Source organism: Streptomyces murinus (genome assembly GCF_002154555.1).
GTDB lineage: Bacteria > Actinomycetota > Actinomycetes > Streptomycetales > Streptomycetaceae > Streptomyces > Streptomyces murinus.
Genome location: NZ_MUNF01000531.1, coordinates 1 through 7,330 on the forward strand (window position 1 = coordinate 1; position 7,330 = coordinate 7,330).

Consider the following 7,330-nt stretch of genomic DNA (forward strand, 5'->3'; position numbering starts at 1 on the left):
GTCACGGCGGGGCTCCTGGACAAGGCGGTCGGGGGTGGCCCCCGGGACGTACGGTCATCCATACTAAGCGACCGCTCAGCACGCCCTCCGGGGCGCCCCGGGGCACACCCCTGGCGCGCCCCGGCACGCACCCGGCGCACACCCCCGGCACGCCCCCGCGCGGACGGTGTGCGCGGACCGCGCCGACGACCAGCGACAATGGTGCGGACACCCCCCTGTCCCCCGGCCCTCCCGGCTGCCCGGACACGAGGACGCAACGACGCACCACAGAAAGCGAAACCCCACCATGGACCTCGGCGTGCGCTGGAAACTGCACGGTGACGGGAAGACGCCCGCGCCCGGAGCAGTGGTACGGCCCGACGAACGGCTCTCCTGGCCCCGGACGGTGGGCCTCGGCGCCCAGCACGTGGTCGCCATGTTCGGCGCCTCCTTCGTGGCGCCGGTACTGATGGGCCTGGACCCCAACCTGGCGATCATGATGTCCGGCGTCGCCACGGTCATCTTCCTGCTCGCCACCCGCGGCCGGGTGCCCAGCTACCTCGGCTGCTCGCTGTCCTTCGTGGGCGTGGCCGCCGTCATCCGCGCGCAGGGCGGTACGAGCGCCACGGTGACCGGCGCGACCCTCGCCGTCGGTGTGGTGCTGTTCCTGGTGGGCCTCGCGGTGCAGAAGTTCGGGGCGCGGATCATCCACGCGGCCATGCCGCCCATCGTGACCGGCGCGGTCGTGATGCTGATCGGCTTCAACCTGGCCCCGGTGACCGCCTCCACCTACTGGCCGCAGGACCAGTGGACGGCGCTGCTGGTGATGCTGTTCACCGGGCTCTCGGTGGTCTGTCTGCGCGGCTTCTGGTCCCGGATCGCGATCTTCCTCGGGCTGCTCTTCGGCTACGGCATCTCCTGGGTCTTCGACCGGGTCTTCGGCAAGATCCACTCCGTGGGCGGCGACGGCAAGCTGACCGACCACTGGCGCCTGGACCTCTCGGGCGTGTCCAAGGCCGACTGGATCGGTCTGCCGCACTTCCACGGCCCGTCCTTCCAGTGGTCGGCGATCCTGGTCGCGCTGCCGGTCGTCATCGCGCTGGTCGCGGAGAACGCGGGCCATGTCAAGGCGGTCGGCGAGATGACCGGCGACCCGCTGGACGACAAGCTGGGCACGGCGATCTCGGCCGACGGTGTCGCCTCCATCCTGTCCACCGCGGTGGGCGGCCCGCCGAACACCACCTACTCCGAGAACATCGGCGTGATGGCCGCGACCCGTGTCTACTCCACCGCCGCGTACTGGGCGGCCGCCTGCTTCGCCCTGCTGTTCGGCCTGTGCCCGAAGTTCGGCGCGATCGTGGCCGCCATCCCGGGCGGTGTGCTCGGCGGCATCACGGTCATCCTGTACGGCATGATCGGCCTGCTCGGCGCGCAGATCTGGCTCAACGCCAAGGTGGATCTGCGCAATCCGCTGAACCTGGTGCCGGCCGCCGCGGGCATCATCATCGGGGTGGGCAACGTCAGCATGAAGTTCACCAGCAACTTCTCGCTCAGCGGTATCGCGCTGGGCACCCTGGTCGTCATCACCGGCTACCACGCGCTGCGCGCCTTCGCCCCGGCCCACCTCAAGCAGCAGGCGCCGCTGCTGGACGAGGGCACCTCCAGCTACGACCCGGACTCCCCGGACTCCCCGACCACGGAGTCGTAAGGACCCGTTCCCACCGGGTCGTCAAGAACCCGTTCCCCCGTTCCGGCGACGCACCGGGCCGGTCGGCACCTCGGCCGGGCCCGGGCTGCGACCCTTCCTCCATGTCGCAGTCGTCCCCCGTCCTCGGCCCCGCCGGCACCACCGGCCCCGTCGACGCCGTGGTCTCCCGGATGCGGGCGCTGGCCGCCGTCCTGCCCGAGCGGGACGGCGTCGCCGTCTTCAACCGCGTGTACCTCACCGTCACCGAGGACATCGACCGCCGCCTGGGCGCCGGGGAGTTCCCCGATCCCCGGGCGGCCGCGGCGCTGGACGTGCGCTTCGCCGAGCGGTACCTCACCGCGATCGACGCCGCCGAGGCCGACCTGAGACCGCCCGCCTGCTGGCGGCCGCTGTTCCAGCTGCGCCACCATCCCCAGGTACGGCCGCTCCAGTTCGCGTTGGCCGGTGTCAATGCACACATCGGGCACGACCTGGCCCTCGCCGTGGTGGACGCCTGCCACACCGTCGGCTGCGAACCCGCCGATCTGGCCGACGAGTTCGACCATGTCGGCGAGATCCTCACCGCCCTGGAGGAACAGGTCCGCGAGGATCTGATGCCCGGCCCCGACCTCCTCCAGCTCGCCGATCCGCTCACCCATCTCCTGGGCGCCTGGAGCCTGGAGCGCGCCCGGGACGCGGCCTGGGCGGCGGCGCGGGCCCTGTGGGCGCTGCGGCACAGCCCCGACATCGCCGAGGAATTCGCCGAACGGCTGGATGCGGCGGTGGGGTTCGCGGGCAGGCTGCTGCTGACGCCGCTCGCGTGCTGAGAACCACGCGTGCGTGGAACCCCCTGCTCGGCAAAGATCCCGATGGCGAAGGAGCGTTGACATGACGACCCGGCTCGGTCTCGGTCTCCCCCAGATGCGGCAGTACTCGATCGGCGAGGACGTCCCGGCGGTGGCCCGCGCCGCCGAGGACATCGGCTACGACAGCCTGTGGGTCTTCGAACGGGCCCTGTTCCCGGAGCCCGCCACCCAGGGGCTGTACGGCATCGACGGCCTGCCCTGGCCCGACCAGTACCGGTCGGTGGCGGAGCCGCTGGTCACCCTCGCCCTGGCCGCGGCGGCCACCGAGCGCGCGGAGCTGGGCACCAGTGTGCTGGTGGCGCCGCTGCATCTGCCGTTCCAGCTGGCCAGGACGCTGGCCTCGCTCGACGCGGCGAGCGGCGGGCGGGTGCTGGCGGGGCTCGGCACCGGCTGGTCCCTGGACGAGTACGCGGCCGCCGGCGTCCGGCCCTTCGAGGAGCGCGGCGCGGTGCTGGACGAGATCATCGACGTGTGCCGAGCGGTGTGGGGCCCCGATCCGGTCGCCCATGACGGCCCCCTGGCGAAGATCGCCCCGGCCGTCGTCGGACCCAAGCCCGCGCGCCCGATCCCGATCCTGCTGGCCGCGGGCAACCGGCGCTCCTGGCGGCGCCTGGTCGACAAGGCCGACGGCTGGCTGCCGGTGGCCATGGGCGGCACGCGGGTCGCCGACCAGTGGCGGCAGCTGCGCGAACTGGCCGAGGAGCGGGGCCGTACGGAGCCGATCCGTACCGTGCTGCGGGTGAACGCCGAGTTCCGGCGCGCGGGGTACGAGGGCGCCGACCGGCGGCCGTTCCAGGGCGGCGTCGACCAGATCGTGCGGGACCTGGTGGAGTACGCGGAGGTCGGTCTGGAGGAGATCCTGCTCGACCTCCAGGGCACCGCGCGGGACGCGGCGGAGCTGACGGACGTCGCCGCCGAGGTGTTCGAGAAGGCGCGGGCGGCCGGAGTCTGACCGGCCGCCCGCGCCCCGCCGTCCCGTCTCCCGGGCCGGTGCCCGGTCAGTCCTCCGGCAGCTCCACGGGCGCGATCTCGTCGTAGACGTCGCCCGGGCCGGGGTTGGTCGCGTCGGTCTCGCCGCCGAAGTGGTGCATGACGCCCCAGACCGCGTTCAGCGCGGTCTGGACGGCGCCCTCGGCCCAGCCGGCCGTCCAGGAGATGTCGTCGCCGGCGAGGAAGATGCCCCGCTTGTCGGCGGGCAGCCGGTCCTGCATGAAGTGCGTGAACAGGCGCCGCTGGTAGCGGTAGTGGCCGGGCAGGTTGGCCTTGAACGCGCCCATGAAGTAGGGCTCGTTCTCCCAGGAGACGGTCACCGGGTTGCCGATGATGTGCTTCCTGATGTCGACCTTCGGGTAGATCTCGCCGAGCGACTTCAGCATGACCTCCATCCGCTCGTTCGCGGACAGCGGCAGCCACTTCAGGCTGTCGTCGCACCAGGTGTACGACAGGCAGATCACGGCCGGCTTGTCCGGACCGTCGTCCAGGAGGTACGTACCGCGCGTCATACGGTCGGTGAGGGTCATCGACATGACGTCCCGGCCGGTGACCTCGTCCTTGTCAAGCCAGAACGGCCGGTCGACCGGGACAAAGAGCTTGCTGGACTCCATGTAGTGGGTGCGCTCGATGGCGGTCCAGTGGTCGATCGGGAACAGCGAGTCGTCGCAGGCGATCTTGGACAGCAGCATCCAGGACTGGGCGGTGAAGATCGCCGCCTGGTAGGTGCGGATGTCGCCGTTCGCGTCCGTCACGGTGATCTGGTTGCCCGCGGTGCGGTGCAGCCGGGTCACGGCCGGGCGGGGCTCGCCGTTCGGGTGCAGGGAGGCGAGCGAGGTGCCGTACGGCCAGTGGACGATCTTCGCCGGCTCGCGCTCCCACAGGCGCAGCGGCAGTTGCTGGGAGCCGCCGACGATGCCGCGGTGGTGGTCGTCGGCCTCGGTGTAGACGACGCGCAGGATCTCCAGGATGGAGTTGGGGAAGTCGGTGTCCCAGCCGCCGGTGCCGAAGCCGACCTGGCCGAAGATCTCGCGGTGCCGGAAGGACTTGAAGGCCTCGGAGTCGCACAGGAAGCCGTAGAAGGTCTGGTTGTCGAGCTTCTCGACCAGCTTCGCCCAGATCTCACGGATGCGCGGCACGTCCCGCTCGCGCATCGCGCGGTTCATGTCGGAGAAGTCGGCGCCCTCTTCGAGGCACTTGTTCCAGGCCTCGGCGACGTCCCGGTACACCTGGGGCAGGTCGTCGACGGTGACGGCGTAGTGCGACTCGCCCTTGAGGTCCACGACGGTCGACGGGGTCGCCTCGGCCAGCGGGTTGGGGAAGGGCCGGGTGGTGAGGCCGACCAGGTCGATGTAGTGCTGGAGGGCGGTGGAGGAGGGCGGGAAGCGCATCGCGCCCAGCTCGCAGTTCAGCTCCTCGTCGCAGCCCTCGAAGCCGACGGTGCGCAGCCGGCCGCCGAGCTGGTCGGCCTCGTAGACGACGGGCTTGAGGCCCATCTTCATCAGCTCGTAGGCGGCGATGACACCGGAGAGACCGCCGCCGATGACGGCGACCTCGGTGCCGTGCTCGGTCGCCGGGATCTGGCCGATGCCCGCCGGATGGGCGAGGTAGTCGTCGTAGGCGTAGGGGAAGTCCGGGCCGAACATGGTGATCGGCGGCTGCTGCCCGTCGGTGTGCTCGACGGCGTTGGGCACCGTGGACGTCATGGGGTACGGACTCCTTGCGCGAAAGAACTGAGAGAGGTGAAGGGCGGGTCGAGGGGCGGCGGGTCAGCTCAGGAGCCGTACAGGCCCGGTCGACGGTCCTTCAGGTAGGGGTTGGCCGCGCGGGAGGCGGCGAGGAAGGCCGGGTCGGCGTCGGCGAACACCAGCTGCTCGGCGCGGCCCGCACGGGTCCGCGGGACGCCGTCGGGTCCGGCGAGCACGGAGAGGCCGACGAACTCGAACTCCCCTTCCTGGCCGACCCGGTTGACGTACGCGACGTACATCTGGTTCTCGAAGGCGCGCACCGGGATCATCGACTCGGCGACGAACTGGTACGGGTGCATCTGCGCGGTCGGGACCAGCAGCAGGTCGGTGCCGGCGAGGGCGTGGGCCCGGACGTTCTCCGGGAACTCGACGTCGTAGCAGATCAGCAGGCCGACGGTGAGGCCGTTCAGCTCGGCCTGTACGACCTGGTGGTCGCCCGGGGTGAAGTGGTCGCGCTCGAAGCAGCCGAAGAGGTGGGTCTTGCGGTAGTTCGCGAGCCGGGTGCCGTCGGCGGAGATCAGCTGCACGGAGTTGTAGACCGTGTCGCCGGCGCGCTCGGGGTAGCCGTAGGCGAGGGCGAGGCCGTGCCGGGCGGCGATCTCGGCGATCGCGGCGGCCGAGGTGCCGTCGGCGGGCTCGGCGAGGCGGCCGATCTCGTCGCCGATCGCGTAGCCGGTGAGGAACATCTCGGGCGCGGTCAGCAGCGCGGCGCCCGCGGCGGCGGCCCGGCCCGCGGCCTCGTCCAGAACCCGGAGGTTCTCGGCGACGGAGCCGGGGTGGCCGGAGCTCTGGAGCAGGGCGGTGCGCATGCGTCTACCTCACCGGTCACGGAGGGGGTTCGGGGTCAGATAGACGGTACGGGCGGCGCGCTCGGCCGGACAAGGAGCAGCCGTTGCGCGCCGGTGCGCGGTTCGTTGCGTGCGAGGGGGGCGGGGCGGCGATTCGTTGCGCGCCCGCGCCCGGGTGCCGCCTGGGGGCGCTGTGCGGGCGCCCCCGTGCGCTTCGGGGCCCGCGTTACTTGCCGGTGCCGACCGGGTCGACGGTGATGCCGGGGCCGCCGCTCTCGGTGACGGGGACGTTGATGCCGGCGTTCAGGGTCGTGGAGTGGGTCTCGTTCGGCGGGGTGACGACGAGCTGGGTGAAGGTCTCGCCGGAGCCGCCGGAGTTGTTCGGCGGGTAGTGCAGGGTGAAGCGGGTCTCGGCGCCCGGCTGGAGGGTGACGGTGGGGGCGGCGAGCTTGCTGCGGGAGGCGCTGACCGTGCCGTCCTTGCTCTTCAGGTCGACGCCCGGGAAGCCGTGCAGGGTGCAGTTGGCCGAGCCGGTGTTCTTCATGTTGACGATCAGCTCGCCCTCACCCATGCCGCCGGAGGTGCTGAAGGAGAGGTGGGCGGTGGTGCAGCCGGCGCCGGAGGCGCGGCCGGAGCCGGTGGGGCCGTGGGCGCTGCTCGACTGGCCGCCGTTCTGGCCGGTGGAGCCGGTGGCGCCGGAGCCCGTGGAGCCTGCGGAACCGGTGGAGCCCGTCGAGCCGCCGGAGCCGCCGGAGCCCTGGGTGCCCGAGGTGTCCGAGGCGGCGCTGCTCGGCGAGGAGGAGTCGTCTCCGCCGGAGTTGTTGTCGCTGCCCCCGCAGGCGGTGAGCGACAGGCCCGCGGCGACGGCGACGGCGAGCAGCGAGATCTTCTGGACGCGCATGATTCCCCTTAAGAGGTACGGCTGACGTGCTGTTCTCTGAGACAACCGGGGTGGATCAGGGGTTCCGGCCGACACCGGTCCCCTACACGGCTGTTACAAAAAATGGCGGTGACAAACACTAGATTTCGCGCAGCCGGTCGACGATCTCCCGCAGCAGCCCGGGGTCGGCGGTGGGGCCGCCCGCCGGGTCGCGGCGGGGCGCGGCGATGCGGACGAGGCCGGCCTCGGCCAGGTCGCCGAGCAGCACCCGCACCACGGTCAGGGGCAGGTCGGCGTCGGCGGCCAGTTCGGCGACCGGGCGCGGGCCGCGTCGTACCAGTTCCAGGAGGGCGGCGCTCGCGTGGTCGACACCGGCCTGGGCGGCGTCGGCC

General features: G+C 71.8%; 7 protein-coding genes. 3 read left to right on the plus strand and 4 right to left on the minus strand.

Translation table 11 applies throughout. From position 1 onward, the window contains the following. Window positions 1-286: 286 nt before the first annotated feature. The 3 genes from CCN72_RS28880 (at window position 287) to CCN72_RS28890 (ending at window position 3,484) form a co-directional block, all read left to right on the plus strand. Complete coding sequence (locus CCN72_RS28880; protein WP_086810871.1) at window positions 287-1,687, plus strand: uracil-xanthine permease family protein; 1,401 nt, start codon at window positions 287-289, stop codon at window positions 1,685-1,687. Between the two features lie 101 nt (window positions 1,688-1,788). Beyond that, entirely contained in the window at window positions 1,789-2,493 is a 705-nt protein-coding gene (locus CCN72_RS28885) for a DUF5995 family protein (protein WP_086810873.1), read from the plus strand. Between the two features lie 61 nt (window positions 2,494-2,554). Further along, window positions 2,555-3,484 (plus strand): TIGR03619 family F420-dependent LLM class oxidoreductase, encoded by a 930-nt coding sequence (locus CCN72_RS28890; protein ID WP_086810874.1) that lies wholly within the window; start codon window positions 2,555-2,557, stop codon window positions 3,482-3,484. A 46-nt stretch (window positions 3,485-3,530) separates the two neighbouring features. Here CCN72_RS28890 and CCN72_RS28895 read toward each other — a convergent pair whose 3' ends face one another. The 4 genes from CCN72_RS28895 to CCN72_RS28910 form a co-directional block, all read right to left on the minus strand. Beyond that, entirely contained in the window at window positions 3,531-5,228 is a 1,698-nt protein-coding gene (locus CCN72_RS28895) for a flavin monoamine oxidase family protein (protein ID WP_086810876.1), read from the minus strand. Between the two features lie 68 nt (window positions 5,229-5,296). Continuing rightward, window positions 5,297-6,079: a carbon-nitrogen hydrolase family protein gene (locus CCN72_RS28900; protein WP_086810878.1), complete on the minus strand. Its 783-nt coding sequence runs from the start codon at window positions 6,077-6,079 to the stop codon at window positions 5,297-5,299. 205 nt (window positions 6,080-6,284) lie between these two features. Further along, entirely contained in the window at window positions 6,285-6,959 is a 675-nt protein-coding gene (locus tag CCN72_RS28905; RefSeq protein ID WP_086810880.1) for a DUF4232 domain-containing protein, read from the minus strand. A 118-nt stretch (window positions 6,960-7,077) separates the two neighbouring features. Further along, window positions 7,078-7,330 (minus strand): DUF742 domain-containing protein (locus CCN72_RS28910; protein WP_244174519.1); only part of this gene is annotated, 253 nt, incomplete at its 5' end.